Origin of the sequence: Janthinobacterium pasteuri (assembly GCF_051380775.1) — a bacterium.
Taxonomy (GTDB): Bacteria; Pseudomonadota; Gammaproteobacteria; order Burkholderiales; family Burkholderiaceae_D; genus Janthinobacterium.
Genome location: NZ_JBNYXS010000042.1, coordinates 1 through 25,831, shown reverse-complemented (window position 1 = coordinate 25,831; position 25,831 = coordinate 1). Strand labels below are relative to the sequence as shown.

27 protein-coding genes, 1 pseudogene and 1 riboswitch are annotated in these 25,831 nt (G+C 62.2%); of the genes and pseudogenes, 7 read left to right on the top strand and 21 right to left on the bottom strand.

Annotated features, from left to right (window positions below):
• A pseudogene (locus ACQ4WN_RS25735) lies at positions 1 to 112 on the top strand (IS1595 family transposase); the annotation flags it as partial.
• A 34-nt stretch (positions 113 to 146) separates the two neighbouring features.
• On the opposite strand, the gene ACQ4WN_RS25730 reads toward ACQ4WN_RS25735, so the two are convergent.
• Both ACQ4WN_RS25730 and ACQ4WN_RS25725 read right to left on the bottom strand, forming a co-directional pair.
• A complete protein-coding gene (locus ACQ4WN_RS25730; RefSeq protein ID WP_436554062.1) occupies positions 147 to 1,478 on the bottom strand; it encodes a YfaP family protein in 1,332 nt (443 codons plus the stop codon).
• Positions 1,468 to 2,010, bottom strand: a complete 543-nt coding sequence (locus ACQ4WN_RS25725) for a hypothetical protein (RefSeq protein WP_436554061.1) — start codon at positions 2,008 to 2,010, stop codon at positions 1,468 to 1,470. Before ACQ4WN_RS25725 ends, ACQ4WN_RS25730 begins: the two co-directional genes overlap by 11 nt.
• A gap of 397 nt (positions 2,011 to 2,407) precedes the next feature.
• Here ACQ4WN_RS25725 and argJ point away from each other — a divergent pair, with 397 nt between their 5' ends.
• The 5 genes from argJ (at position 2,408) to ACQ4WN_RS25700 (ending at position 5,691) form a co-directional block, all read left to right on the top strand.
• Positions 2,408 to 3,646, top strand: a complete 1,239-nt coding sequence (gene argJ / locus ACQ4WN_RS25720; protein WP_436554060.1) for a bifunctional glutamate N-acetyltransferase/amino-acid acetyltransferase ArgJ — start codon at positions 2,408 to 2,410, stop codon at positions 3,644 to 3,646.
• Positions 3,643 to 4,524, top strand: a complete 882-nt coding sequence (locus ACQ4WN_RS25715) for an ATP-binding protein (RefSeq protein WP_436554059.1) — start codon at positions 3,643 to 3,645, stop codon at positions 4,522 to 4,524. The genes argJ and ACQ4WN_RS25715 overlap by 4 nt, the downstream gene beginning before the upstream one ends.
• Positions 4,521 to 4,943 carry an NUDIX domain-containing protein gene (locus tag ACQ4WN_RS25710; RefSeq protein ID WP_436554058.1) on the top strand — a complete coding sequence of 141 codons (423 nt, stop codon included), beginning with the start codon at positions 4,521 to 4,523 and terminating at the stop codon, positions 4,941 to 4,943. Before ACQ4WN_RS25715 ends, ACQ4WN_RS25710 begins: the two co-directional genes overlap by 4 nt.
• A 115-nt stretch (positions 4,944 to 5,058) precedes the next feature.
• Positions 5,059 to 5,268 carry a FitA-like ribbon-helix-helix domain-containing protein gene (locus ACQ4WN_RS25705; RefSeq protein ID WP_436554057.1) on the top strand — a complete coding sequence of 70 codons (210 nt, stop codon included), beginning with the start codon at positions 5,059 to 5,061 and terminating at the stop codon, positions 5,266 to 5,268.
• Positions 5,269 to 5,274: 6 nt separating this feature from the next.
• The gene (locus ACQ4WN_RS25700; protein ID WP_436554056.1) at positions 5,275 to 5,691 is read left to right on the top strand and encodes a PIN domain-containing protein; all 417 of its coding nucleotides are present in this window, start codon (positions 5,275 to 5,277) and stop codon (positions 5,689 to 5,691) included.
• A 3-nt stretch (positions 5,692 to 5,694) separates the two neighbouring features.
• Here ACQ4WN_RS25700 and yacG read toward each other — a convergent pair whose 3' ends face one another.
• The 6 genes from yacG to ACQ4WN_RS25670 form a co-directional block, all read right to left on the bottom strand.
• Positions 5,695 to 5,886 (bottom strand): DNA gyrase inhibitor YacG, encoded by a 192-nt coding sequence (gene yacG / locus ACQ4WN_RS25695; RefSeq protein WP_034748814.1) that lies wholly within the window; start codon positions 5,884 to 5,886, stop codon positions 5,695 to 5,697.
• 18 nt (positions 5,887 to 5,904) lie between these two features.
• Positions 5,905 to 6,660 (bottom strand): cell division protein ZapD, encoded by a 756-nt coding sequence (gene zapD / locus ACQ4WN_RS25690; protein ID WP_436554055.1) that lies wholly within the window; start codon positions 6,658 to 6,660, stop codon positions 5,905 to 5,907.
• A gap of 62 nt (positions 6,661 to 6,722) precedes the next feature.
• Positions 6,723 to 7,370, bottom strand: coding sequence for a dephospho-CoA kinase (coaE, locus tag ACQ4WN_RS25685; protein ID WP_436554054.1), 648 nt, complete (start codon positions 7,368 to 7,370; stop codon positions 6,723 to 6,725).
• 34 nt (positions 7,371 to 7,404) lie between these two features.
• Entirely contained in the window at positions 7,405 to 8,274 is an 870-nt protein-coding gene (locus tag ACQ4WN_RS25680) for a prepilin peptidase (protein WP_436554053.1), read from the bottom strand.
• A gap of 106 nt (positions 8,275 to 8,380) precedes the next feature.
• On the bottom strand, positions 8,381 to 9,577 hold the full coding sequence (locus tag ACQ4WN_RS25675; protein ID WP_436554052.1) for a type II secretion system F family protein: 1,197 nt from the start codon (positions 9,575 to 9,577) through the stop codon (positions 8,381 to 8,383).
• 73 nt (positions 9,578 to 9,650) lie between these two features.
• Positions 9,651 to 11,123, bottom strand: a complete 1,473-nt coding sequence (locus ACQ4WN_RS25670; protein WP_436554051.1) for a DHA2 family efflux MFS transporter permease subunit — start codon at positions 11,121 to 11,123, stop codon at positions 9,651 to 9,653.
• A 207-nt stretch (positions 11,124 to 11,330) separates the two neighbouring features.
• Between ACQ4WN_RS25670 and ACQ4WN_RS25665 the strand changes: the two genes are divergently transcribed.
• Positions 11,331 to 12,485: a hypothetical protein gene (locus ACQ4WN_RS25665; protein WP_436554050.1), complete on the top strand. Its 1,155-nt coding sequence runs from the start codon at positions 11,331 to 11,333 to the stop codon at positions 12,483 to 12,485.
• A 3-nt stretch (positions 12,486 to 12,488) separates the two neighbouring features.
• On the opposite strand, the gene ACQ4WN_RS25660 is transcribed toward ACQ4WN_RS25665, so the two are convergent.
• From ACQ4WN_RS25660 to cobT, 13 genes are all read right to left on the bottom strand, one after another.
• A complete protein-coding gene (locus ACQ4WN_RS25660) occupies positions 12,489 to 13,943 on the bottom strand; it encodes a cobyric acid synthase (protein ID WP_436554049.1) in 1,455 nt (484 codons plus the stop codon).
• Complete coding sequence (locus tag ACQ4WN_RS25655; protein WP_436554048.1) at positions 13,940 to 14,746, bottom strand: ABC transporter substrate-binding protein; 807 nt, start codon at positions 14,744 to 14,746, stop codon at positions 13,940 to 13,942. The genes ACQ4WN_RS25660 and ACQ4WN_RS25655 overlap by 4 nt, the downstream gene beginning before the upstream one ends.
• Positions 14,743 to 15,654: a cobalamin-binding protein gene (locus ACQ4WN_RS25650; protein ID WP_436554047.1), complete on the bottom strand. Its 912-nt coding sequence runs from the start codon at positions 15,652 to 15,654 to the stop codon at positions 14,743 to 14,745. The genes ACQ4WN_RS25655 and ACQ4WN_RS25650 overlap by 4 nt, the downstream gene beginning before the upstream one ends.
• On the bottom strand, positions 15,651 to 16,637 hold the full coding sequence (cobD, locus tag ACQ4WN_RS25645) for a threonine-phosphate decarboxylase CobD (protein WP_436554046.1): 987 nt from the start codon (positions 16,635 to 16,637) through the stop codon (positions 15,651 to 15,653). The genes ACQ4WN_RS25650 and cobD overlap by 4 nt, the downstream gene beginning before the upstream one ends.
• Positions 16,630 to 17,583, bottom strand: a complete 954-nt coding sequence (cbiB, locus tag ACQ4WN_RS25640; RefSeq protein WP_436554045.1) for an adenosylcobinamide-phosphate synthase CbiB — start codon at positions 17,581 to 17,583, stop codon at positions 16,630 to 16,632. Before cbiB ends, cobD begins: the two co-directional genes overlap by 8 nt.
• On the bottom strand, positions 17,577 to 18,143 hold the full coding sequence (gene cobU / locus ACQ4WN_RS25635; protein ID WP_436554044.1) for a bifunctional adenosylcobinamide kinase/adenosylcobinamide-phosphate guanylyltransferase: 567 nt from the start codon (positions 18,141 to 18,143) through the stop codon (positions 17,577 to 17,579). Before cobU ends, cbiB begins: the two co-directional genes overlap by 7 nt.
• A gap of 7 nt (positions 18,144 to 18,150) precedes the next feature.
• Positions 18,151 to 18,807 carry a cob(I)yrinic acid a,c-diamide adenosyltransferase gene (gene cobO / locus ACQ4WN_RS25630; protein WP_436554043.1) on the bottom strand — a complete coding sequence of 219 codons (657 nt, stop codon included), beginning with the start codon at positions 18,805 to 18,807 and terminating at the stop codon, positions 18,151 to 18,153.
• A gap of 2 nt (positions 18,808 to 18,809) precedes the next feature.
• Positions 18,810 to 19,577 (bottom strand): ABC transporter ATP-binding protein, encoded by a 768-nt coding sequence (locus ACQ4WN_RS25625; RefSeq protein ID WP_436554042.1) that lies wholly within the window; start codon positions 19,575 to 19,577, stop codon positions 18,810 to 18,812.
• A gap of 7 nt (positions 19,578 to 19,584) precedes the next feature.
• Positions 19,585 to 20,610 carry a FecCD family ABC transporter permease gene (locus tag ACQ4WN_RS25620; protein WP_436554041.1) on the bottom strand — a complete coding sequence of 342 codons (1,026 nt, stop codon included), beginning with the start codon at positions 20,608 to 20,610 and terminating at the stop codon, positions 19,585 to 19,587.
• Positions 20,611 to 20,698: 88 nt separating this feature from the next.
• A complete protein-coding gene (locus ACQ4WN_RS25615; protein WP_436554040.1) occupies positions 20,699 to 22,567 on the bottom strand; it encodes a TonB-dependent receptor domain-containing protein in 1,869 nt (622 codons plus the stop codon).
• 127 nt (positions 22,568 to 22,694) lie between these two features.
• Positions 22,695 to 22,935: riboswitch (cobalamin riboswitch) on the bottom strand.
• A 44-nt stretch (positions 22,936 to 22,979) separates the two neighbouring features.
• On the bottom strand, positions 22,980 to 23,534 hold the full coding sequence (locus ACQ4WN_RS25610) for a histidine phosphatase family protein (protein ID WP_436554039.1): 555 nt from the start codon (positions 23,532 to 23,534) through the stop codon (positions 22,980 to 22,982).
• A 1-nt stretch (position 23,535) separates the two neighbouring features.
• Positions 23,536 to 24,342, bottom strand: coding sequence for an adenosylcobinamide-GDP ribazoletransferase (locus ACQ4WN_RS25605; protein WP_436554038.1), 807 nt, complete (start codon positions 24,340 to 24,342; stop codon positions 23,536 to 23,538).
• 4 nt (positions 24,343 to 24,346) lie between these two features.
• Complete coding sequence (cobT, locus tag ACQ4WN_RS25600; RefSeq protein ID WP_436554037.1) at positions 24,347 to 25,387, bottom strand: nicotinate-nucleotide--dimethylbenzimidazole phosphoribosyltransferase; 1,041 nt, start codon at positions 25,385 to 25,387, stop codon at positions 24,347 to 24,349.
• Between the last annotated feature and the right edge of the window lie 444 nt (positions 25,388 to 25,831).

Here is a 25,831-nt window from a genome sequence, read left to right as displayed (position 1 = left end):
CCTGCCGAATTATCTGGGGTGGCGCTGGATACTCGACGCCGGACGCATCCGCTCCCCAGAAACATTGTTGAAGGCAACTATGGGAGAGTTCCCACACCTTACGGTGACATAGCCTTTTTTATTCAATTGCTGGCCCTGTTCGCAGCTTATTGGGCGAGGAAGTCAAATGCGCCGGTGCTTGCATCCTTTGATACAACAAGCTTGACGGCGGGAATGGGAGCACTGCTGCCAGTTGATCCTCTGACAGCACCCACATCGAGTGACTTGGATGACAGTACACCACCGCTGGATGTGGATACCTGGACTGTTGCCGTGCGCCCGGTCGCGCCGGAGAAGTTATTGATGCCGAACGAGTACGTTCCAGTCTGCAACACTTTTGCATCACACGAAGCGAAATAGTGCTCGGGTCCGTTTGCAATGACATTATCGACATCCAGGCGTCCGACGTTGCCATTGCGGTTGCCGTAATAGACCTGCGTGCCGCTTGGCTCAACGCTGTGCAAATCGACATCGCCCTGGCCGTCCCAGGTTAGCGTCACGGTAAACGCGCCGACGTTACCTTGCTGGGGCGGCGCCTGCAATTGCTGCATGGCTCTTTCCACCAGCGTTTTGACTTGCGCACGCGCGGGCCGGCTCGCATCAAGATAGGTTTCTACCAGCATGTGGCCGGAAGCATCGGCAGTCGATGCAGGCAAGTTCAAGTTAACCGGCGGCACCGAAGTGATGCCTGTCAAACGCAGGCCGTTGATGACCAGGTCGATGTCTGCCAGCAGATGGCCGCCGCGCAGGGTCGTCGATGCAGGTGCGATATGTGCAACAGCAACACTTGCTGCGCTGATTTTTGTCAGTGCATGATCGTAGGCGCGGTTGACGAACAGATTGCCTTGCGAATGAGCAACGAAAATCAGCTTTTGTCCTTCTACTGAAAGTGCCTCGATTCGCGTTTTGTGCAGGGAGTAGGTGGCCTCGGTTGGCGGATTGCTGACGAGCGCACTGATTGCTCCGACCAGCTTGTTCATGATGGTTGCCGCGATCTGATCGAGGATCAAGGCGGCGGACGGCAGTAAATGACGGATTTTGTTGGTGAACGATTTATCTCCGGAAAGATTATCCCAGAAATATTCAAATCTGTTGCCCATTTCGCCGCTGGAGTCGATTTCGCGCGCGCGTTGAATAAATACCTCGGCAACATCTTGCATCATCGTTGCGCCGCTACCGGGATTTTTGCCGCTGTAGTTATAAAAAGTTTCGTACCTGACGTTCTCGCTGTTATAGCTGTCAGTCAGCAGATTTCGCAATGCGTCGCGCCCATTGTCAGCTTCGAACTTGGTATTCCAGACGCCATTGAAAAAGCCGAGCGTATAACCTTTCGGCGTGCAAAGTGCATTTGCAGGGATGGCTGCGTAGGCCGGAGCCAGCATGGCAGGAATCAAGATCAGGGCCAGCAGTTTGCGGAAGAAAAGGGCCTTAATTTTCACAGCCGTCTCCTACCGGTGCCAGGGAAGTCGTACCGCTCAGGGCTGCATTGTAGGCATCATAGGCATCGAAACGCTGCCGGGTATTGATATGTAACTTTTCCATTTCTCTGGCGCGCTTGCTCGCAAGTGGACTCGGATAGCGGCTGAACAGGCAGGAGGATGCATTCGATAGTTTGGTGGACGACGCGGTCAATGCGCTGCTGTCAGCCAGATTCGTGGTGAGCACGGAGGTAAATGCCCGTGCGGTTTGCCGAAGCGCGTTCTTTTGAATCGCCGTGTCCGGCATGCTGGTGATATGGGTTTCAATATCGTCGCGTACGCCGTTCGCATTGCCGTCGGTGCCTGACAGCGTTGCGCTGCGATCAAGCACAGGAATGCTCCCGCTAGTTTCAGCCTTGCTGACCGCGTCGGTGAATGTCTTGATGGTTGTGACTGGCGCTGGCACCTCGGGAGCAGGAGCATCCTTGCCTCCTGAACCGCATGCCGCAAGCAGCACTGCTGAAAGCAGAATGCTCAAAGAAGTTTTTTTCATATGGGAATAATAAATGTCGTTATTTTTTTATAAATAACGAACGGGTTGCTGGAATCTACAGTGCGCCAGCCATTCAGGCTTGCGCGAAGGGGGCGAAATTCTACTGCATATTTGGATCGTTAATATGAAAATATAATTTTGCAATTTTTTGAATTATACGTATGTGCAATGCTGTTGCAAAAAGTGCACGCTGACCTGATGCCTTGCAGATGACTCTATCTGATATGTCCCATATGACTGCTGCGGCAGTGACGCGAACGGGTATCGCGGCGATTGGAAGAAGCCGCAAGGCAGAATTGAGCACCTGGGTAGGTCGCTTGTTGCATGCTGCATATGTGAGCGGCGCCGCGAAGGCGCTACAATAGCGCTTCCCTTTTCCCTCGCAGAAGAAATCACCATGGCCGTCAATTCTCCCAAGCCCGTCGCCGCCGACTTGAAAGCCGTCGCCGGCATTGAAATCGGTGTTGCCGAAGCCGGCATCAAGAAACCCAACCGCAAGGATTTGCTGGTATTGAAACTGGCGCCGACGGCCACCGTGGCCGGCGTGTTCACCCTGAACCGCTTCTGCGCCGCGCCCGTGCAAATTTCGAAAGCCAACCTGGCCGCCGTGACGGCCGGCGCCGCGCCGATCCGCGCGCTGCTGGTCAACACGGGCAACGCGAATGCGGGCACGGGCGAATCGGGCCTGGCCGATGCGCAGGCCAGCTGCGCAGCGCTGGCCGAGCTGCTGGGCTGCACGCCGCAGCAAATCCTGCCGTTTTCCACCGGCGTGATCCTCGAACCGCTGCCCGTGCAGCGCCTGGTCGCCGGCTTGCCGCAAGCCGTGGCCGCGCTCACTTCAGACAACTGGTTCTCGGCGGCCGAAGCCATCATGACCACCGACACGCAGCCGAAAGCGGGCTCGCGCAGCGTCACCATCGGTGGCCACACGGTGACCCTGACGGGTATCAGCAAGGGCGCCGGCATGATCAAGCCGAACATGGCCACCATGCTGGGCTTTTTGGCGTTTGACGCCACCGTCGCGCAACCGGTGCTCGATCAGCTGGTGAAACAGGCGGCCGACAAATCATTCAATTGCATCACCATCGATGGCGATACCTCCACCAATGACTCCTTCATGCTGGTGGCCACGGGCGCCGGCAGCCTGGTGATCGATTCCATCGATTCGCCGCACTATGCGGAACTGGCCGCTGTCGTCACCGAACTGTCGACCTTCCTGGCGCAAGCCATCGTGCGCGACGGCGAAGGCGCCACCAAGTTCATGACCGTGACCGTGGAAGACGGTCGCACCGTGGAAGAGTGCCGCAAGATCGCCTACTCCATCGCCCATTCGCCACTGGTGAAAACGGCCTTCTTCGCCTCCGACCCGAACCTGGGCCGCATCCTGGCCGCCATCGGCTACGCGGGCGTGGACGACCTGGACGTGGGCCAGTTGAACCTGTACCTGGACGACGTGTGGGTGGCCAAGAATGGCGGCCGCAACCCGGATTACCAGGAGCAGGATGGCCAGCGCGTGATGCAGCAAAGTGAAATCACTATCCGCGTCAAGCTGGCGCGCGGCGATGCCACGGCCACCCTGTGGACGTGCGACCTGTCGCATGACTACGTGTCGATCAACGCCGACTACCGCTCATGACCGGTCTCGATCAATTCCTGATCCGCGCCGAAGCCTTGCTGGCGAGGGTGGAGGCGATCTTGCCGCAACCGATACCCGCGCCGGACTGGAACAGCTTTGCCTTCCGCTGGCGCCGGCGCCAGGGCGCAGCAGCTTATTTGCAGGCGGTGGCCCACGTGTCGTCCATCGCTTTGAATGACTTGCACAATATCGGCACGCAAAAAGCGCAGATCGAGCAGAACACGCGCCAGTTCGTCGCCAGCCGGCCTGCCAACAATGTGCTGCTGACGGGTGCGCGGGGAACGGGCAAGTCGTCGCTGATCAAGGCGTGCCTGAACCAGTTCGCCAGCCAGGGCTTACGCCTGATCGAAGTGGACAAGGCGGATCTGGCCGACCTGCCCGACATCGTCGACCTGGTGGCGGCGCGTCCCGAGCGTTTCATCATCTTTTGCGACGACCTGTCGTTCGAAGAGGGCGAGAGCGGCTACAAGGCGCTGAAAGTGGCGCTCGATGGCAGCATCGCCGCGCAATCGGAGAATGTGCTGATCTATGCTACGTCGAACCGCCGTCACCTGATGCCGGAACGTATGTCGGACAATAACAGCTACAAGACGGACGACGATGGCGATTTGCATCCGGGCGAGACGGTGGAAGAGAAAATCTCGCTGTCCGAACGCTTCGGCCTGTGGCTGTCGTTCTATCCGTTCAAGCAGGACGACTATCTCGATATCGCCGCGCACTGGCTCGCCTCGTTCGGCTGCACGCCGGAGCAGATCGCGCAGGCGCGCGGCGATGCCCTGCGCTGGGCCTTGCAGCGCGGTTCGCGCTCGGGCCGGGTGGCCTGGCAATTTGCGCGCGATTATGCTGGGAAACTACCTGCGGGAAAGTTGCCACAATGAGCGAAGTGAAAGTAAAACCGGTGGACGTCGCCGTCGGCATCCTGATGAAGCCGAATGGCGACGTGCTGCTGGGCCAGCGCCCGGCCGGCAAGCCGTATGACGGCTACTGGGAATTTCCTGGCGGTAAAGTCGAGCCGGGCGAGGCCATCCTCGACGCCTTGAAACGCGAGTTTGTCGAAGAGCTGGGGCTGTATATCGACAGTGCCGAGGCCTGGTGCGGCGTCGAATATGTGTATCCGCACGCCCATGTGCGCCTGCATTTCTATATCAGCCGCGAATGGCGGGGCGAGCCGCAAAGCCTGGAAGGGCAGGCGTTCGCCTGGCAGGGTACGGTCGGCGTGGAACCCTTGCTGCCTGCCACCATTCCCCTGCTGGAATGGCTCGACGAAGTGCGCCGGGAATCCCTGGCGCCTGCCTGATCTGGTGCCAGCGGGCAGCGCCATGCTGCGCGCTGGCGCAAACTTTCCCCTTGCTTTCCTTGTATCGTGCGCGCTTTGCGCTACAGTGCTTGCATCAAGCACCGGGGAGTCTCGCATGCCGCTGACACTGACCTTTACCGATACCGATGAATTGCTGATTGCCGCGCTGCACAAGCGTGCCCGCGCGCATGGGCGCAGCATCGAAGACGAGCACCGCGATATCTTGCGCAGCGCCTTGCGGCCGCTGCCGAAGCGCCCGCTCGACGATATTTTGCGCAGCATGCCCGGCGCGGGGCTGGACGCGGATTTCGAGCGCCGCTCCTGACGTGGCATGGCCGCCTACCTGCTCGATACGGATGTGATCGTTGCGGCGCGCAAGGGCGGCGCTGCGCCGGCAGGCGTGCTCGCATTTTTCGAACGGGTGCCGCCTGATTTGCGCTATGTGCCGGTGCAGGTGATCGCGCAGTTGCGTTCAGGCATACAGCGCAGCTGGCGGCGCGAAGAGGCGCTGGAAGCACTGGCACTGGAAGGCTGGCTGGAAGCCGTGCTGGCAGAGTATGCGCCGCGGCTGCTGGAATTCGACCTCGATTGTGCGCTCGTGTGTGCGCGCCTGCATGGTCGCGGCCACGCGCACGGCGTGGATGGACAGATCGCGGCGATGGGCATCGCCTATGGCTTGACGGTGGTCAGCGGCAGGCTCGACATTTTCGTGGCGCAGGGGCTGCGCCTGGAAAATCCGTTTCCCTGAGGATTACTGGGGCTTGTTGTCTTCGTCTGCGAGAGGATCTTCAAACGGATCGGCGGCGGGGATCGTGTATTTTTCTTCGGCCCAGGCGCCCAGGTCGATCTGCTTGCAGCGCTCCGAGCAGAAGGGGCGGAATTTGTTGGCTTCAGTCCATTCGACTTTGGCGGCACAGGTAGGGCAGTTAACGACGGTCATGATGGGGCAAATAAGTAACAGTTAAAAATTACAGAGCGTCAGCTCGAACGGAACATCTTCTTCCAGTGGCTTGGGCTTCAAGTCGCCACCCTGGGTCGTGAAGCGTACCCACAGCATATATTTGTTGGCGGAAATTTCCGGGATGGCACCGCTGTTTTCATCCAGGCTCAGGCGCAGCATCTGGTACACCTTGCCTTGCAGCATTTGCTGGTAACTGCCGCCATTGGCGATCAGTTTGACGGGTCCGCCGGAATCGCGCAGCAGGCGCAATACCAGGGCCAGCGCATCGAACAGGGGCGCCAGCGGGGCAAACCAGGCGTGGATATCGGTCAGGCGCTGCTCAGAGCTGCGTTTTTGCCAGGCAAAGTAGGACGGCAAGTCAAATTCACAGGCGCCGCCCGGGATGATGGTGCGGCCGCGAATGCTCATCAGCCATTCATTGTCGCGGATATTCTGTCCCGTCTTGCCCTGCGCCGCCACCAGGGCGCCGCTGACACTGTCGAGTTCACCGAGGATGGCGTCCAGGGTTTCCGTCTCCACATTTGGATTGCTACGGTAGCCCAGCAGGCTCTGGCGCTGGCGCTCGAGTTCCTGCAACAGGTCTGACTTCAGGTCGGCGCGGCCGGCCACTTCGAGCATGTCGAAAATAGTTGCCAAGGCAACATGGTGCTGCATTGCATGCTCTTGCTGGATGAAGAACTTGAATTTGTCGTACAGGTCTTCCAGCCGCAACAAGGTACGTATGCGTTCGTTGAAAGGGTATTCGTAGACAATCAAAATAATTCCCTTAAGTAAGGACCTGCAAACAATCCCGTGATTTTGAACCAAGCGTCGACAAATTACAAACGTTGCGGCCCGATTCCGGCCATTCTTTTTGAAAATGCCAGATATAAATCGTGCAACTGGGTAATCTGCGGCGCCAGGGCGGCCAAATCGCCATGATTGTCGATCACATCGTCCGCGGCCGCCAGGCGCATGGCGCGCGTGGCTTGTGTGGCCATGATGGCTTTGACTTGTTCTTCCGATAAGCCATTGCGTGCCATCACGCGCGACACTTGCAGGCTTTCCAGGCAATCGATGACCAGCACGCGGTTGACTCTTTCCACCCATCCGCCGGACTCGATGAGCAGGGGCACGGCAAAGATCACATAGCTACCCGTCGCTTCGGCGGCGGCCGCCAGGGTGGCCTGGCGGATGCGCGGGTGCAGGATGGCTTCCAGCCTGGCCTTGGCGGCGGCGTCGGCAAACACCAGGTTGCGCATTTTGGTGCGGTCGAGGGCGCCGCGGGCATCGGCGTAGTCGGGGCCAAATTCCGCCACCAGGGCCGGCATGGCGGCGCCATTCGGTGCCGTCAGGCTGTGGGCGATCTGGTCGGTGTCGACGATGGTGGCGCCGTGCGCGGCGAACAGGTCGGCCACGGTGCTCTTGCCGCAACCGATGCCGCCGGTGAGACCCACGCTGAAATAGGGAGCGTTTTGTCGGTGCATGTCGTTATCCATAGAGTGCGCAGTGCTGCGCCGGTCAGCCGGTCAGGCCCTGCGTGAGGCGCGACAGGGGCGTGCCGTACAGCATGGCGATCAGGCCCGCCGCCGCCAGGTAGGGGCCGAACGGAATCGGTTTGTCGCGTCCCCGCCTGGCGAAGACGATCAGGCCGATGCCGACTACGGCGCCGACCAGCGACGACAATAATATGATCGTCGGCAGCATGGTCCAGCCCAGCCAGGCACCGAGTGCCGCCAGCAATTTGAAGTCACCATAGCCCATTCCCTCCTTGCCTGTCGCCAGCTTGAAGGCCCAGTACACGGCCCACAGGGCCAGGTAGCCGGCGGCGGCGCCGATGACGGCGTCCTGCAGTGGCACGAAGGTGCCATTGATGTTGATCAGCAGACCCGCCCACAGCAAGGGAAAGGTCAGGTCGTCGGGCAGCATTTGCGTGTCGGCATCGATGAAGGTCAAGGCGATCAGCAGCCAGGCAAACACGAGCGTGGACAGGCCCGTCCACCCGCTGCCGAAGTGCCAGACCAAGAGGGCCGACAGCGCGCCCGTCAGCAGTTCCACCAGCGGATAGCGCACGGAGATCGGCGCTTGGCAGGCGCTGCACTTGCCGCGCAGTAGCAGGTAACTGATCACGGGGATGTTTTCCATGGCCGTGATGCGGTGGCCGCAAGCGGTGCAGTGCGAGTGCGGCAGCATCAGGTTGTAGCGGGCCGTGTGCGGCAAGGGCAAGCCGCTTTCTTCCGCCACGTAATTATCGGATTCGCGCTGCATCATTTTCGGCACGCGGTGGATCACCACGTTGAGGAAGCTGCCGACGATCAGGCCGAACAGGGCGGCGACGAGGGCGACGGGCAGGTTGCCGGGCGCAGCGAATAGCAGAGTATCTTGCAGCATGGTGGATTGGTCTGAGGTGATGATGTTGCCGCGCAAACATTGCCCGGCACTGCCGCAGTGTAAAACATCTGCCAGCACATGGGGACGTTTTGCGCAGGTCGCGCAGTCAAATCACGGCGCCCAGCTTGAAAATAGGCAGATACAAGGCGATCACGAGGGCGCCGACCAGCACGCCCAGCACCACCATCAGCGCCGGTTCCAGCAGCGCGGAAAGGGTGGCCACCGTGGCATCGATGTCGGCCTCGATGATCTCGGCCGCGCGCGACAGCATGGCGTCGAGCGCGCCCGATTCCTCGCCGATCAGGGCCAGCTGCGTCAGCAGCGGGGGAAACACGCCGCTGTGTTCCATGGCCAGGGCCAGGCTGCCGCCGGCGCGGATTTCACGCTCGATGCGCGTCGTCGCTTCCTGGTACAGCGCGTGGCCGGATGCGGCTCCTACCAGTCCGAGCGAGTCGAGCAGCGGCACGCCAGCGGCGAACATGGCGGCCAGGGTGCGCGTCCAGCGAGCGATCGCCGCCTTGCGCAAGAGCGGGCCGAACACGGGCAGGCGCAATGCCCGCAGTTGCATGTTGCGCCGCAACGCTGGCCAGCGGCGCCAGGTCAGGTGCAGCAGCAGGCAAGCCAGCAGCAGCGCCGCCAGCAAGGCCAGCCAGTAGCGCACGAGAAAGGCGGACAAGCCCATGACGAGCAGGGTGGGCAGGGGCAATGGCGCACCGAAGCTGTCGAATACTTGGCGGAAGGCGGGCACGACCACGCTCATGATGATGGCCGTGACAGCGATGGCGACGAGCACGATGACCAGCGGATACATCAGCGCGCCGCGCACTTGCCGCCGCAGGGCGATGGCTTTTTCCTGGTGCGTGGCCAGGCGCGCCAGCAAGTCCTGCACGATGCCCGCCTGTTCGCCGGCCGCCAGCAGCTTGCAATACAGCTCGTCAAACAGCAGCGGAAACTGGCGGAATGCCTGCTGCAGGCTGCTGCCCGCTTCGATGTCGTGGCGCAAGTCGCGCATCAGTTCGGTGACGGCGGGTTTGGCGTGGCCTTTGCCGGCGATGTCGAAGGCGTGCAGCAGTGGCACGCCGGCCGCCATCATGGTCGACAGCTGGCGCGTGAACAGCGCGATATCCTGGTGCGTGATGGCCTTGCCGGGCGCAGCGCGCGCCGCCTGTACCCTGGTGGCCAGGATGCCCTGGCGCCGCAAGGCCGTGCTGGCAGCAGTGGCATCGGCGGCGCGCAAGATGCCATCGACCGCCTTGCCATGGCGGTCCGTGCCCTTCCATGCAAAGCGCCGCTCGGCCACCATGTGCACCTCCTGTCGTCACGGTAGCAGCGTCAGGTAAAAGCACCAGCGGCGCTGGCGGCAGGCTTGATCTGGCTCAGCTTTTGGTAGTTTGTACTTCTGTCTGCACCAGGGCCTGGGCTTTCACGCCGGCTGCATCTTCCTCGTCGCTGTCCGTGCCTTTGCTGATGCTTTCGCCATCGTCGCTGCGCAAGGTCCAGAACGTCAGCGAAGACAGCACCGTCAGGGCGGCCAGGGTGAGGAAGGCGTGGTGCAGGGCCGTGCTGAGCATGGCGCGGTCCGACTGCGGCATGTCGCCCAGGTACCAGCCCGTGATCAGCGAGCCGAAGGCCAGGCCAAAGCTCATCGACAGTTGCTGCATCGAGCTGGCGATGGTGCTGGCCATGCTGGAGTCGGTCTTGTCGACATCGGCATACGCGATGGTGTTCATGCTGGAAAATTGCAGCGAATTGAAAAAGCCCATGCACAGGCTGATGGCGACGATCACGTACAGGGGCGTGCCCGCGCCCACCTGCGAAAACATGGCGATGGTGATGCCGATCAGCACGGTGTTGACGATCAGCACCTGGCGGTAACCGAAGCGGGCCAGCACGCGCGCGGAAATGAATTTCATGCCCATGGCGGCCGCAGCCGACGGCATCATCAGCAAGCCCGACTGCCAGGCAGGCAAGCCCAGGCCCAGCTGGTACAGCAGCGGCAAGAGAAAGGGCAGGCCGCCCACGCCCAGGCGCGTCACGAAGCCGCCTACCACGGAGACGCGGAAGGTGCGGATCTTGAACAGCGTCAGGCGCAGCAGCGGGTGCAGCACTTCGCTCGAATGCCAGGCATACGCAGCGAGCAGGCTGATGGAAATGAACAGCAGCACGGCAAACGAGGTGCCGTCGATGCGGTGTTCACCGAAGATTTCCAGCAGCCAGGACAGCAGCGCGATGCCCGTGCCGAACAGCACCAGGCCGATCAGGTCCAGCGGACGGGGTTTGTCGCCGTAGTAATCGGGCATGTAGCGGTGCGCCAGGTATAGCGCCGCCAGGCCCACGGGCACGTTGACAAAAAAAATCTCGCGCCACGACAGCCAGTGCACGATCAGTCCGCCCACCGTGGGACCCAGCAGGGGCCCGATCAGGGCGGGGATGATGACAAAATTCATTGCCGCCAGCAATTGCGACTTGGGGAAGGTGCGGATGATGGTGAGCCTGCCCACCGGCATCATCATGGCCGCGCCCATCCCTTGCAACAGGCGCGCAGCCACCAGCATGGGGGCATTCACGGACAGGCCGCACAGGATGGAGGCGATGGTAAAGATGGCAACAGCGGCGGAAAACACGCGCCGCGTGCCGAAGCGGTCGGCCATCCAGCCGCTGATGGGGATGCACACGGCCAGGCTCAGGATGTAGCTGGTGACGACAGCCTTCAGGCTCAGCGGCGTCACGTTCAGGCTGGCGGCCATGGCGGGGATGGCGGTGTTGACGATGGTGGAGTCGAGTTGCTCCATGAACAGGGCGGTGGCAACCACCCAGGGAAGGTAGCTTTTAACGGGGGAACTGGTCATGGATGCGAGCCTGAGGAGGAAAACGGAGCCGACAGTACGACGAATTGTCACATAAATGGCGTAGGCGTGCCGCTCGCGCCGTCCATTTTGACAGCGTGCCGGTGGCAGCGTCCATGGAACATTTGTTCCATAGCAATAGATTGCGGGCAAGGCTAGCATGTGTTTTCTGGCAGCTCCGGCCTCCTCTTTTTCCGAAAGTCACACTACATGAAAAATGCACTTACCTTCCTCGTCCTGGGCGCGGCCCTGTCCGCATGCGGTGGCGGCAGCGATGGCGGCACGCCGGAAGCACCGGTCACGCCACCTGTCGTGGTGACGCCTCCCGTCGTCCCCGCCGACAGCGTGACGCTGGCATCGGCAGCCGTGGCGAAAGAGGCTGGCCTGAGTCTCATTGCCGGTGCCAGTGCTGACGAAAGCGTCTATGACGTGGCCGCCGATATCGGCGACACCTGGCGCATCACGTTTGACAGCGTCAAGAAAACCTATGCCATCCGTGTCTTGTCGACGCAGTTCGGCTTGAGCGACCGCAGCGGCACGTTCAGCGCTACCACCAGCGGCAATTTGACCACCTACACGGCAACAGATTTCAGCGTTACCGTCGATGCGCGCACGCGTCTGCTGTCGGGCAATATCAAATTGGGTAACATGGTCTCGACCGTCAGCGGCAGCGGCTATGCGGTGAGTGACGTGGCCAAGCTGGCCGGCAACTATATTTTCCTGGGGGCCATGCGCAATGCTTCGAACGGCGCTTTCCCTTTCCATCCGAAAGGCACTCTCAAGATCGCCGCCGACGGAGCGGCCCAACTGTGCAATGGCGGCGTGTTCAACGCGCAAGGCGTGTGCTCCGCGGTATCGCCACAGCTGGAAGCGGAAAATGCCAGTCTGACCCTGGTCAAGGATGCGAAGACCGGCTTGCTCGTCGCCCGCCAGGGTAACCAGGACTTCGGCATCGTGCACGTGCACGCGGGGGACCGGGGGCTGGCGCTGTTCATCGACCGCTACGGCCGCAACCAGGAAAACGTGCTGCGCGTGGGCACCATCGTGGCCGCCAAACAGCAGAAGATCGGCACGGAAATCAACGGCAGCTATGCCTGTGCGGCGCAGGGCATCAGCGGGAACATCGTCGTTGCCGGCAGCACCGCTACCGTGACGAATAACACGACCGGCAAGACGCATGCGGAAACCATCACCGTCAACAAGCTGGGTCTGGGCGCGCAAGCCGTCGATTTCGATGGCGTCGCCGTGTTCAAGGACCCGGCCGATGTGCCGGCCGACTATTCGATGTTCATGCCCGTGTCGTCGAGCATGGCAGTCGAGTTTTCGACCGACCGTTCGTACATGGGAATTTGCCTGAAGAAATGACGGCTAGCGTCTGATGTGCTCCAGGGCGGCCAGCAGCGGCAGCGCCGCGTCCGCGATGCGCTCCAGGCTGGCCTCGCGCAGGGCGCTGGTGTCCACCGTGTGGCCGGAGTCCAGCCCCGCCCAGCGCAGCAGCGCCGAACATGCGGCGGGCGTGTCGAACATGCCGTGCAAATAGCTGCCCAGGATTTGCCCGTCGCCCGATACGGCCCCCTCGGGCCGTCCGGCGATGACAAAAGCCGGCTGCTGCAATGCCGCACCATGTGAAACGCCCATGTGGATTTCATAGCCTGCCACGGGCGCATCGGCCGCTCCGGCGAACGCGCAGTGGCCGCGCACCTGTTCCAGCCGCTTGTCGCTTGTCAGCTCCGTCACCATGTCGAGCAATCCCAGCGCCTTTGACTCTCCCGCCGCGCCTTCTACTCCCAGCGGGTCGTGTACGCACTGCCCCAGCATCTGGAAGCCGCCGCAGATGCCCAGCATCTTGCCGCCATAGCGCAGGTGTTTCGCCAGGTAAGCGGGCCAGTCCTGCTGCTGCAGCCAGGCCAGGTCGCCGCGCGTGTTCTTGCTGCCGGGCAGAATCACCAGGTCGGCAGGCGGAATCGGCTGTCCTTGTTTAATGAATTGCAGGTCGATATCGGGGTGTGCGCGCAGCGCATCGACATCCGTGTGGTTGCTGATGCGCGGCAGTTGCGGCACCACCACCTTGAAGGCGCCGCGTTCTGCCTGCATGGCTTCGACGGCGTCTTCCGCGTCGAGGAACAAGCCTTGCAGATAGGGCAGCACGGCCAGCACCGGCTTGCCCGTCTGCTGCTCCAGCCATTCGATGCCCGGTCGCAGCAGCGAGATGTCGCCGCGGAAGCGGTTGATGACGAAGCCGAGGATGCGCGCGCGTTCGCTGTCGGACAAACACGCCAGGGTGCCGATGATGTGCGCGAAGACGCCGCCCCGGTCGATGTCGGCCACCAGGATCACGGGGCAGTCGACGGCTTCGGCAAAGCCCATGTTGGCAATGTCGCGCGCGCGCAGGTTGATTTCGGCGGGGCTGCCCGCGCCTTCGACGATGACGGCGGCATATTGCTGGCGCAGTCGTGCGTACGATTCGAGCACGGCGCCCATGGCGATGGTCTTGTATTGCTGATAGTCGCGCGCATCCATCTCGGCGCGCACCCTGCCATGGATGATCACTTGCGCGCCCGTGTTCGACGATGGCTTCAACAGTACCGGGTTCATATCCGTGTGTGGCGCAATGCCGCAGGCCAGTGCCTGCAAGGCCTGGGCGCGGCCGATTTCTCCGCCGTCCGCCGTCACGGCGCTATTCAATGCCATGTTTTGCGGCTTGAACGGCGCGACAGTCACGCCACGGCGTTTCAACAATCGGCACAGGGCTGCAACGACGGTGCTCTTGCCCGCGTCGGACGTCGTGCCCTGCACCATCAGGGCAGGGAAGGGACTGTTCATGCCTGCCGCTCCTGCTGATGTTGCCACTGTGCGATGATGTCGCTGATCTGGCGTAACCCCTCTGTGATGGCGGCCGGACCGGGAGAAAGAATGTCTGGCGACTTGATCTCGAACAGCATCTGGTTCTGTACGGCGGGAATCGCACTCCAGCCGGGGCGTGCCGCCAGTTGCGCGGGCTGGAATTTTTTGCCGCACCAGCTGGCGATGATGATGTCGGGCGAGCGCCGCACCACGGCCAAGGGGTCGGCGATGATGCGCTCTTTCGCGCCCGGCTGCACGGACAATTCCGGGAAGGCGTCCGTGCCGCCGGCGATGTCGATCAATTCCGCTACCCAGCCGATGCCGCTCATCAGGGGATCATTCCACTCTTCAAAGTAAATCACGGGCTTGCGCGTCCAGGCGGCGGAGCGGGTCCGGGCGGCGGCGATGTCCGTGCGCAGGCTGGCGATCAGTTCGCGTCCCGCGTCCTCGCGCTGCACCAGCGCGGCCAGCACGGCGATCATGCGCAGGATGCCGTCCACCGTGCGCTGGTTGAATTGATGGACTTCGATGCCTGCCTTGACCAGGTCACGGCAGATATCGGCCTGCATGTCGCAAAAGCCGATCACGAGGTCGGGCCGGACGGCCAGGATGCGTTCCAGGTTCGCGGACGAGAAGCCGCTGATCTTGGTTTTTTCCTCGCGTGCGCGCGGCGGGCGCACGGTGAAGCCGGAAATGCCCGCGATGACGTCTTCCGCACCCAGCGCATACAGTGTCTCCACGGCTTCCGTCGACAGGCAGGCGATGCGCTGGTAGTGACTCATGGCGCGGCCTTGGCTGCGGGAGTGCTGCGGCGCTGGCGGGCCACTTCCAGCTGCTCGCACATGGCGGCCGTGCCTTCGATCATGCGCGGGCCGGCGCGGTTCAGCAGGTCGCCATTCAGACGGAACAGGTTATTCTTGCGCACGGCAGTCATCGACGAGAAGGCGCGCCACATGGCCAGGCCGCCTTCGCTGCGCGGATCGCTTTTTTCGCTGGTGCCAAAAAGGACTTCCGGGTCTTCCTGCAGCACGCCTTCCGGCGTGACGACGGGCGCCACCACCTTCATCGCGGCAAACACATTCTGGCCGCCGCACACGCGCATGGAGTCGCTGATGATGCTTGCGCCGCTCAAGGTGTACAAGGGTTTATCCCACACCTGGTAAAACACGCGCACGGGCGGACGTTGCGCGTATTGCGCCGTCAAGCCTGCCAGTTTGGCGCGCAGCTGGGCGGCGGCAGGTTTGGCGATTTTTTCCGTGCCCATCAACTGCCCCAGGCGCTCCATGCTGTCGGGGATATCGGCCAGCTTGCGCGGTTCGCTGTGATAGATGGGCACATTCAACTGGCGCAGCATGGCGATCTGGCGCTCGGCGCTGCCATGCATCCAGACGACGATCAAGTCCGGTTTCATGGCGATGATGCGCTCCATGTCGTACTGGCGGTTGTCGCCCACTTGCGTGATCTTCTTTGCCGCTTCCGGGTAGTCGCTATAGCTGACGACACCGGCGATCCTGTCGCCGCCACCGGCTGCGAACAGCAGCTCCGTCACATGCGGTGCCAGTGCCAGGATGCGCTGCGCCGGCTTGGCCACGGTGACGGTATTGCCGTCGTCGTCGCGCACGGTGATGGCGGCATGCGCCTGCAGCGAGATCAATCCGGCCAGCAGCAGTGCGGTTTTCAAGTGGTTCATATGTGTTTCCATGCTGTGAGAGCCTGCTGCAGGCGCAGCCAGGCAGGTTCGTCGGGGGGCAAACCAAGGCGGATGCCGTGGGCTGCGTGGCGGAACAGGCGCACCCAGATGCCTGATTCTGCCATGTGGTGCCAGAAGGCGGCGGCGCGCGCTTCCGGCCACCATTGAAACAGCGCCGTACCGCTGCTGGCGATGCCGTGCGCGGCCAATAACTGGCGCAGGCGCGCACCTTCGCCGCACAGGCGCTCGCGCATCGCTTCCTGCCAGTGCGTATCGCTCAAGGCGGCCAGCGCCACGTGCTGCGCCGGGCCGCTGACAGTCCAAGGGCCCAGCATGTCGGCCAGCTGGGTCAGCAGCGCAGGATGGGCGGCGACAAAGCCCAGGCGCAGTCCCGCCAGGCCAAAGAATTTTCCCACCGAACGCAGGACGATCAGGCCTGGTCGATGCGTATGCGGCCCCAGGCTGGCTTGCGCCTCCGTGTCGCCAAACGCTTCATCGACGACCAGCCAGCCGCCCCGTGCGGCCAGCTCGCCGGCCCACTCCTGCAATATCTCGGGCGCGATGCGCTCGCCCGTAGGATTGTTGGGATTGCAGACGACCAGCACGTCGCAGTGGTCGACGGCATCGGCCAGCTGCGCATACGGCACTTGGCGCAATGCGTGGCCGTGCTGGCTCCAGTGGTGCGCATGTTCCGCATACGACGGTGCGGCCACCACCACGCGCGATGGTGCGCGCAAGCGGGGCAGGGCCTGGATGGCGGCCTGGGTGCCAGCGACCGGCAGCATGGCTGGCGCGTTGTAGTAAACGCAGGCAGCGGCCGCCAGCGCGGGATCGGCTTCCGGTAGCCGATGCCAGGCGTTGGCGTCTGGTGCTGGCGCTGCATACCAGCGCGGGTTGATGCCCGTCGACAGGTCGATCCAGTCGGCGAGCGGTCGTCCATACTCGCGCGCGGCGTCGCGCAGGTTGCCGCCATGTTCAAGCAAGGTATTTCCCCCGCAGGTAATACAGCCCGGCCAGCAGTGCCACCCAGATCAGCCACAGTACGGCCGTTTCGGCCACCAGGCGCCAGGCGCGGTCGATATCGCGTGCTTCTGCGGGACGGCCGGCGCCCAGCGGTGGCCGCCGTTCCAGCTCGCCGTCGTAGGTGGCGTCGCCACCCAAGGCCAGGCCGAGGGCGCCGGCGCCGCTGGCCATCACGGGCCCGGCATTTGGGCTGCCCCAGCTGGGGGCCTGGCTGCGCCAGCAGTGCCAGGCACGCTGCTTGTCCGCCATGGTCTTGCCCATGACGACATACGACAGGGCCGTCAGGCGCGCCGGCAGGTAATTGAGGATATCGTCGATGCGCGCGGCGCAGCAGCCGAACCAGTCGTAGCGCTCGTTGCGGTAGCCCCACATGGCGTCGAGGGTATTGGCCAGTCGGAATAGCACGGCGCCGGGCCCGCCCGCCACGGCAAACCAGAACAGGGTGCCGAAGACGGCGTCGTTGCCGTTTTCCAGCAAGGACTCCGTGCTGGCCTTGGCCAGGCTGGCCGCATCGGCGTTGGCCGTGTCGCGGCTGACGATGCGCGCCGTCAGCAGGCGTGCGTTGTCCAGGTCATCGATGGCCAGGGCATCGGCGATCGGTTGATTGTGGTCGCGCAGGCTGCGCAGGCCCAGACACAGATATAGCAGGAAGATATGCAGGGCGGCACCCGCCAGGCCGCACAGCCACGCGGCGAGGCAAGTGAGGGGTAGCACGGCCAGCGACCACGCCAGCGCGCCGCGCAGGAAACGTCCGCGGCCCCGGTTCAGCAGGCGTTCGAGTGCGCTGGCGAGGCGGCCAAAGCCCACCAGCGGATGCCAGCGGCGCGTCTCGCCCAGGATCAGGTCGAGCAGCACGCCAGCCGTCATCAGGCCTGCCAGCATGGGCAGCGACAAGCCGCTCAGCATGGGACTCCTTTCAGGTACAGGGGCAGGCCGGCGGCGACAAACACGGCCCGGTCGCACACGGCCGCCACGGCCTGGTTCAAACGGCCCGCTTCATCGGTAAAGCAGCGCGAGATGGCGCCATAGGGCACGATGCCCATGCCCACTTCGTTCGATACCAGGATAAGGTCGCAGCCGGTTTCTTCCACTTCGGCCAGCGCGTACAGCAGGTGCGCGCGCTCGCTGTGGAACAGTTCTGGCAGGGCGATGTCGCCAACGTCCGGATACGTCTCGCCGGTGGAAAACATCAGATTCGTCAGCCACAGGGTCAGGCAGTCGACCAGCAGCAGGCGGCCGGGCCGTGCTTCCCGCAGGATGGCGTCACCCAGGCGCAGCGGTTCTTCCAGGGTGGTCCACTCGGCCGGGCGCTGCGCACGGTGATGCCTGACGCGCGTGGCCATCTCCTCATCGCCCGCCTGCGCGGTGGCGATGTAGACGACTTCCTTGCCCGACTCGCGGGCCAGCTTTTCCGCATAGGCGCTCTTGCCGGAACGGGCGCCGCCGAAGACCAGGGTGCGCGTCATGGCGCTGTTACCACTCGGTGCCGATTTGTGCGCCGATGCCGGCCGCATACGCATGCTTGACGACGGCCATTTCGGTGACGGTGTCGGCGATGGCGATCAATTCGTCCGGCGCGCCGCGGCCCGTGATGACCACGTGCTGCATGGCCGGGCGTTCCAGCAGGTCGGCGATGACCTTGTGCACGTCGAGGTAGTTGTATTTGAGGGCGATATTGAGTTCATCGAACAGCACCAGGCCGTAGCTGGGGTCGGCCAGGAAGGTCTTTGCCTGTTCCCATGCCAGTTCTGCTTTTTCGATGTCGCGCTCGCGGTTCTGCGTTTCCCAGGTATAGCCTTCGCCCATCGCATGAAAGCTGATTTCGTCGGGAAAGCGACGCAGGAATTTCTCTTCGCCCGTCGACATGGCGCCCTTGATGAATTGCACTACGCCCACTTTCATGCCATGGCCCATGGCGCGGATGGCCATGCCGAAGCCGCTCGAGCTCTTGCCCTTGCCATTGCCCGTGTTGACGATGATGATGCCGATTTCCTTATCTGCCTTGGCGATGGCCGCATCGATGATGGCCTTCTTGCGTTCCATGCGCACGCGGTGGCGTTGGTTTATAGCTTCGATATTGGCTGCGGTATTGGCTGCGGTTTCCGCATCGACGGGTTTGTTGTCGCTCATGTTTAATCCTCTTTCGGTATGAATATCTTGCGTTTGCCGTGGTCTATGATCTCGATCGGGTGGCCCAGGTAGTCGCTCAGGATGGATGCCTGCATCACCTGTGCCACGGGGCCGGCCAGCCAGCCGCCGTCGCCCATCAGCAGCAGCGCATGGGTCGAGACGCTGTGCGCCAGGTTCAGGTCATGCCCCACCATCACTACGGTTTTATTCTGTTCGCGGCATAGTTTCGACAGCAGGCCCATGACGCTGACCTGGTGCGCCAGGTCCAGCGCATTGGCTGGTTCGTCCAGCAACAGCAAGGGGGTATCTTGCGCCAGCATGGCGGCGATTGCCACGCGCTGGCGTTCGCCGCCGGACAGGCTGCGCACATCGCGCTCGGCCAGGTGCTCCACTTCCATCGATGCCAGCGCCGCCAGGGCGATGCGCTGGTCGTCGCTGCCTTCCCAGTAATGGTTGTCGTGATACGGGTGGCGCGCCGACAGCACCGTTTCGATGACGCGGTACGAGAACGCATCGTGACGCGCCTGTGCCAGGAAGGCCCGTTCGCGTGCCAGTTCATCGAGTGGCCAGTCGATCAGGGCGCGGCCCTGTATCGTGACGTGACCGGCATCCGGTTCACGCAAGCCGGCCAGGGTGCGCAGCAAGGTGCTCTTGCCGGCGCCATTGCGGCCGATCACACTCCAGCATTCTCCATCCTTGATGTGCCAGATGAGGTTTTCCACCAGGGAGCGCGTGCCTGCCTTCAGGCCCAGTTGGTAGGTGCGGATCATGTTTGTTTCATCTCCTGCGCAATCGGTGCAGCTGGTACAGGAAGACGGGCGCACCGATCATGGCCGTGACCACCCCGACAGGCAGCTGCAAGGGCGCCAGCACGGTACGCGCCAAGGTATCGGCCAGCACGAGGAAGGTGCCGCCGGCCAGCGCCGCGGCCGGTATCAACAGGCGATGATCGGGGCCGCAGGCAAAGCGCAACGCATGCGGTACGATCAGGCCGACAAAACCCACGCTGCCGGCGCTGGTGACGGCGCTGGCCGTAAGCAGGCCGGAACAGAAGAAAAGGCCCTTGCGCAGGGCGCCCACGCGCACGCCCAGGGTGCTGGCCGCCTCCGCGTGCAGCGCCATGACGTTGAGCGAGCGCGCGCAGCGCAGCGCAAAGACCATGGCTCCGATCAGGACCAGCCATGGCATCAGCCGCGCTGGCGCGCCGGACAGGTCGCCGATCATCCAGAACACCATGCTGCGCAAGCGGCTTTCAGGGGCAATCGACAGCATCAGGGTGACGATGGCCATGCAGGCCGAGGCCAGGATCACGCCCGTCAGCAGCAAGAGCGAGGCACCGCCTTCGGCCGCCGTGCCGCCGCGCAGGTCGCGGCGGGCAAAGAAATACAGCAGCATGGACACGCCGACGGCGCCCGCGAATGCCGACGCGTCGACCACCCACAGCGCGCACATGAACAGTAGCGCGGCAAGCGCGCCAACGGAGGCGCCGGCGGAAATGCCCAGCACATACGGGTCGGCCAGGGGATTGCGCAGCAGCGCCTGCATCATGACGCCCGCCAGCGACAGCGCAGCGCCGGTGACAAAGGCGGTCAGCGCGCGGCCCAGGCGCAGGTCGAGCAGGGTGGCGGCGAGGGTATCGGTCTTGCCCTGCACGATATGGAGCAGGGCGGAAGGCAGGTCGGCGAGCGGAATCGCGATCGAACCGATCATGCCGGAGAAAATCAGGCTGGCAACCGCGCACACGATCAGCAGCGTGATGATCACGGTGGCGCGGTGGCGCATGTTGCGGAAAAATGGGTGCATGTACTGCCTTAAAAACGGGGACTGCAGAACTGCATCTGCGGGCGACGGCGGCATGCCATCGCCCGCAACTTACATCATTACAACATGGTTATTTCGAGCCGTAACGCAGGCCGACGAAGAAGTTGGAGCCAGCGGTATTGTAGTTACGTGCCAGTTCATACTTCTTGTCAGTGATATTGTTCCAGCGTGCCAGCACCGACCAGTCACGTGCCACTTGATAGGTCGCGAACAGGTTGACCAGGCCATAACCGCCGAGAGTGGTTTGGTTGGCTGCATCTTCAAAACGCTTGCCCGACAATTGCCATTCGGCGCCCGTGTTCAGTTGACCGATGCTGTAGTCAGCTGCAAAGTTGGCGTGACGCTTGGCGCGGCGCACCAGCGATTTTTCCAGGGTTTGATCACGCGGATCTTGCAGGTCGATATTGCCGCTGAGGCCAAAGTCGCCAAACTTGCGGCGGCCGCTCAGGGTGATGCCTTCCAGCAATGCCTTGTTGACGTTGTAAGCGCAGCCATCAGTGTGGGTTGCCACTTCAACCGGACAGGTGTATGCATAGATCAGCAAATCAGTCACGCGATTGTGGTAGTACACGGCGCTCAGCTGCGTCTTGCCATCATCGTAGCGCAGACCAACTTCCGCATTGCGGCCTTTTTCAGGACGGTTGCTGGCGATGCCGTAGCCTGGGTAATACAGTTCATTGTAGGTAGGCTGGCGGAAGCTGGTGCCATAGCTGGCAGTGGCGCGCAAGGCATTGTTGATCTGGTAGCCATAACCAAGGCTGCCAGTGGTGGTTGAACCGGTTTCCGACATCTTGTCGCGGCGCAGGCTGGCGCTGAGCAGGTGCTGGTCACGCTGCATGGTGTAGGAAGCTGCCAGCGACTTGGTGTCGCGGGCACGATTCAAGATCGGCTTGGCGCTGGAGACGACTTCTTCCTTGCGGTAGCTGGCCAGCAATTGCAGCGTGTCGATGCCGATGGCGATGTCATTTTGCCAGTCGAAAGTCGATTGCTTGGTTTCCAGGTAGCTCTTGGCACCCGCACGAGCGGAGCCATCATCGTTGGCCTTGTCGCGTGCTTCGGCAACTTGTACCTTGCTGTGCCAGCCTTGCACGAATTCATTGTTCATGAACACGCCGATGTTTTCCAGCTTTTGATTGCCGCGGGCATCGTAGCCAGGACCGTTGTCGTACTGGGCGTCAAGCTTGCTGTTCATGAACACCAGGCCCAGGTCGTGCCCCTTGGCCAACTGGAAGCCAAGCTGGCCCGTGACGCTTTTCTTGTCGTAGCCGTCTTTGTCCGCGTTGTAATAATAGGTATTGGCTGGTTTGGTGGCCGAAAAGCCGTCGCTTTTTTCCTTGCTGACGTTCAGCGAGTAGCTCAGGCTATTGTAGCCACCGGTTGCACCCGAAACGCTGGCGTCATATTGACGCGTGGCATCGCTGCCAAAGCCGACCGATGCGCCAACCACTGGCGTGCCGCTGCCTTTTTTGGTGAAAATCTGGATGACGCCGCCGATGGCGTCGGCACCGTACAGGGTGCTCAATGGGCCGTAGACGATCTCGATGCGATCGATATTGGCCAGTGGAACGGGGCTCCAGTTGGCGGTGCCCAGGGTCGAGGAACCGATGCGGACGCCGTCCACCAGTACGATATTCTGGGTGCTGTTCGCGCCACGGATGTATACCGACGACGCCGTACCTGCGCCGCCATTGCGGACGACTTCAATGCCACGCTGTTTTTGCAGTAACTCGGTGACCGAGCCTGCGCCCGAACGGGCGATATCTTCGCTGGTGATGATGGCCGTATTGGCCAGCAGCTCGCTGGTTTTTTGCGGGGTGCGGGTTGCGGTGACGACGATCGGATCGAAGGTATCTGGCGTGGCTTGGGCGAAAGCGGCAGGCGCGGCAATGGCTAGCGCAAGCGACGTGAGCGCCGCGTGGCGGGAAACAGCATGGGTCATGATAATTTTCAGTAAGTAATATGCAACCAGCCGACGTCCCCGTAGGCCAGATTGAACAGAAGTGGGAACTCAAGATGACGATCGAAGATGGCCATGGGCCATTCGGATCGCGAACATCCCCGTTCGCACACTTCCACCTGTCCTGGCCGGTATCCGGGCTGGCAAGTAACGCTATCCCACCTTCCCATGCTTGATAATTGCGGCACAGTGGTTGTCAGAGATAGCTAGTCGACCGCTTCCTGTCGGGAGGGGCGACACTTGCTTACCGTTGCGGGGGCAGCACACGTTCGCCGCAGTTGCGGCATCGTGTTTCCCGTTTAACTGCGCTCATGGACATGAGCGCGGGCACCAAAACCCCGCCATTATACGTGCAGCAGGCGTGGACTGAAATGCCTGGCTGGACGATTCGATATCAGAAATCGACGACGACCGTCGCACCGTAGGCGATTTTGTGGGCCGAATGGGCGGCCAGCAGGGCCGTTTCTTCCAATGGCAGCCGGGCTTGTAATGCCGACAGCAGGCGGATGGTACCCGCATGGCAAATGATGACGACCGTTTCGTGTTGTTCGCGCAACAGTTCGCCTAAAAATGCATCGACGCGGGCGGCCATCGCCAGCACATTTTCGCCGCCGCCGGGGCGGTACCAGGCCAGGTCGGCGGCCCAGGCATCGACGTCCGCGCGCGCAATCGCGTGCCATGGCTGCATTTCCCATGCGCCGAAATCCATCTCCGCCAGCCGCGCGTCGAAGTGCAGGGCGCTGGAATGCAAGTCTTGCGCCAATGCTGTCGCCAGGCCGGCGCAGCGGCGCAGCGGACTGGCGTAGAGCGGCACGCCGGTCGGCAAAGTCGCTTGCAGGGAGGCGCGCACCATGGCCATTTCGTGCGGCGCCACCGCCACGTCGCTGCGGCCATAGCAGGTGTCGCTGTTTACCTGCGGTGCGGGGTGGCGCACTAAAATCAGTCGCATGTTAATAGAAGCGTATGGGGGGCTGAAAGCTGGACAGGATGGCCAGATAGACCGCCACTTCCGCCACTTGCTGCACGGCGCCCAGGCAGTCGCCAGTGTAGCCCTGCAGGCGGTGCTGGCATTTGCGGCCCAGCCAGAAAGCGGCAGCTGCCGCCGCCACGACGGCAAAGACCAGCGTGGCCCAGTAAAATATCCCCAGCAGGCCGCAGGCGATGACGGGCAACAGGGCGCAGACGGCGGCGATGAAGAATTCTGCCGTCGTCATCTCCTGCGCCATCGGCTTGGCCTTGCCCTCATCGCGCGCATAGTTCATCAGCCAGATCAGCGAGACGGCGGCCAGGCGCGAGAGCGGATGGGCGATGAATAATGTCGCCACCACCGTGGCAGGCGGCAGCGAAGCGAGCGCCGCGTATTTGATGGCCAGCAGGCAGATGATGCCGATGGCGCCATATGCGCCGATGCGCGAATCCTTCATGATTTCCAGTACCCGCTCGCGCGTCAGCCCACCGCCAAAGCCATCGCACATGTCGGCGAAGCCGTCTTCATGGAAGGCGCCCGTCAGATAAATGCCGGCGGCGACGGCCAGCAGCACGGCCACCGCCGAAGGCAGGAGCCAGCTGGCCAGCAGATACACTGCGCCGGAAATGGCCGCCACCACCACGCCGACCAGCGGAAAGTAGCGCGAGGCGTGCTGCAGCCAGGCCGGCTCGAAACCCACCCAGCGCGGGATGGGCAGGCGCGTGAAGAACTGCAGCGCGATGAAGAACAGGCGGCACTGATGGGCTGCGGCGGAAACGGGATTGGTCATGGTATTAGTCTGGCGTGGACTTTTCGCTGACCTGGGCCGAGGCGAAGGTCGCCATCTCGCACATGAAGTTGACGGCCGCATGCAGCAGCGGCAAGGCCAGCGCCGAACCCGTGCCTTCGCCCAAGCGCAAATCGAGATGCAGCAGCGGACGCGCACCCAGGTTGGCCAGCAACTGGCGATGACCGTTTTCATCGGAGCAGTGCGAAAACACACAATAATCGAGGATCGCCGGCTGCAAGCGGGCCGCCACCAGCAGGGCGCTGCTGACAATGAATCCATCAATCAGCAGAATCATGCGCCGTTCGGCTGCCTTGAGCATGGCGCCAACCATCATGGCGATCTCGAAACCGCCGAAGGTAGCCAGCACGTCGAGTGGCTCATTGGCTGCCGCATGATGGGCGGCGGCAGCTTCAATCACCTGCTGCTTGTGCCATATGCCTTGCGTCGACAGGCCCGTGCCGGCACCGACGCAGTCGGCGACGGGCGTGCTTGTCAGCTTGTGCATCAGCGCGGCGGCAGCGGTGGTGTTGCCGATACCCATTTCGCCAAAGCCCAGCACATTGCCGTCCAAGGTGGCGACCAGATCCATTCCCGCCTGCATGGCGATCAGGCATTGTTCCTGGCGCATGGCGGGTTCTTTGGCAAAGTTGCGGGTGCCGGGACCTTGCTTGCGGTCAAGCAAGCCGTCGCGTGGGCCAAAGTCATGGTTTACGCCGGCGTCGACTATATATAAGGCGCAGTCGTTCTGGCGGGCAAAGACATTGATGGCGGCGCCGTTGCCGAGGAAGTTTTCCACCATTTGCCAGGTCACGCTTTGTGGATAGGCAGAAATGCCTTCGGCGACCACGCCATGGTCGGCCGCGAAAACGATGATGGCAGGCTGGTGCAATGTCAGTTGCGCGCTTTGCTGGATCAGGCCGATCTGGCGGGCCAGGGTTTCCAATAGTCCCAGACTGCCCAACGGCTTGGTCTTGCTATTGATGGCGTGTTCGAGTGCACTGGCCAGTGCGGGATTGGCGGTGGGGGCGATGTGTGGGATAGGCATGGGAGTCAAGGTGGATGTGGCAGGGTATTGCCAGCGCTACGATATCACACAGTAATATTTGCCCAGCTGCAAAATAGCGCTTGCAGGGCGTGCTGGGCAGGGCTATAATTCTCCCCCTCACTGAACGATGCATGCAAATGCTGAGTAAAGCGGGTAAAAAAGAAGGTTGACGAAATGCTGAAAACGCTTCATACTCTTCCTTCTTCGCAGCTGACAAACACAACGCTTTGTAGATAGCGCGAAAGCAGTACCGAATACCGTTCTTTAACAATTAACAGTCGATAAGTGTGGACATTTGATGTAAGTGCAGCAGCGATCTTCGGATCGCTGTAAAACTTAAAATATCAAATGTTCACAAGAAATAATGAAATAGGCGCTACGCAAGTAGTGGCCTGTCAGTTTTTTGAGTGAGCGACCCGTCAGAAATGACGGTGCCTGTAAAAG